This is a genomic window from Mesorhizobium sp. M4A.F.Ca.ET.050.02.1.1 (assembly GCF_003997725.1).
Classification (GTDB): domain Bacteria; phylum Pseudomonadota; class Alphaproteobacteria; order Rhizobiales; family Rhizobiaceae; genus Mesorhizobium.
Map to the genome: position 1 here is coordinate 1 of NZ_RZSG01001244.1, position 1,028 is coordinate 1,028.

Here is a 1,028-nt window from a genome sequence, read left to right on the forward strand (position 1 = left end):
CAGCACCAGGTGGCGCTCGGTCAGCCGGCCGACGGTGCGCAGCATCAGCTCGGCGCTGATCGGATCGACGAAATCGGTGAAGATGATGACCAGCGAGCGCCGGTCGAGCTTGCCCGAAAGCGTCGTCAGCGCCAGCGTAAAGTTGGTTTCCTCGCTGGAATAGTCTATCTCGGCCGCCCGCTTCTGGATCATCGGGAAGCTGGCGGAGCCGCGCACCGCGCCGCTGGAGACGCGCGGCCGCGCATCGAAGGAGAACAGGCTGACGAGGTCGCCGCCCTTCAGCGCGATGAACGCCGACAGCAGCGCCGCCGTCACCGCGCGGTCGACCTTCGGCACGCCGTCGACTGGCTCGCACATCAGGCGTCCGCTGTCGATGGCGAGCACGACGTTGTTGTTCTCCTCAATGCGGAACTCGCGCGCCAGAAGCTTGCCGTGGCGGGCGCTGCGTTTCCAGTCGATCATCCGCCGGCCCATGCCGGGCTGGTAGTCCTTTAGCGCCTCGAACTCGCGGCCTTGGCCGGCCCGCTTTTGTGCGTGGCCGTCGGCCTGCGCCGAGCGTTGCAAAAGCGTGATCGCCTCGTCGCGGGCGTGGCTGACGTCGGGCAGCACCGCCACCTTCTCGTCCATCGGCAGCACGACCTGGTTCCAGACCAGCCCGAACGGCCCGCGCCAGCGCAACCATAGCCGGTCGAAATTGGCCATGCCGCGCCTGAGCGCCGTGAATTCGAGGTCGAGCGTGCCGCCATCCGCCGGCAGCACGCCGCCGGTGCCGTTGATCGGCTCCAGCCGCTGATCATGGCCGACGCGCGCCTGCAGCTTGTGCGCCTGCTTGCCGAGACTGGCGGCGACATGGACAGCGAAACGGCCGCCGACGCCGACCTGCGGCGGCGGTGGGAGCGATCCCGGCGTTCCTGATCGCGCTTGCGCTGCCGTCCTTCTGGTATCTCGGCCTGCTCTGGATCTGCCTGCTGCTTGGCTTCCTGGCGGTGGACGCGGCCGCCCAGACCGCTCTGCCGCTCGGATAGATC

The 1,028-nt window shown here is 68.5% G+C and carries 2 protein-coding genes; one reads left to right on the forward strand and one right to left on the reverse strand.

Annotation, left to right across the window (positions count from 1 at the left end):
- The coding region (locus EOA33_RS36660) for a DUF58 domain-containing protein (RefSeq protein WP_245482572.1) at positions 1–759 on the reverse strand (759 nt) is incomplete at its 3' end.
- A 131-nt stretch (positions 760–890) separates the two neighbouring features.
- Here EOA33_RS36660 and EOA33_RS41415 point away from each other — a divergent pair.
- Positions 891–1,025: a hypothetical protein gene (locus EOA33_RS41415; protein WP_281033599.1), complete on the forward strand. Its 135-nt coding sequence runs from the start codon at positions 891–893 to the stop codon at positions 1,023–1,025.
- Positions 1,026–1,028: the final 3 nt, after the last annotated feature.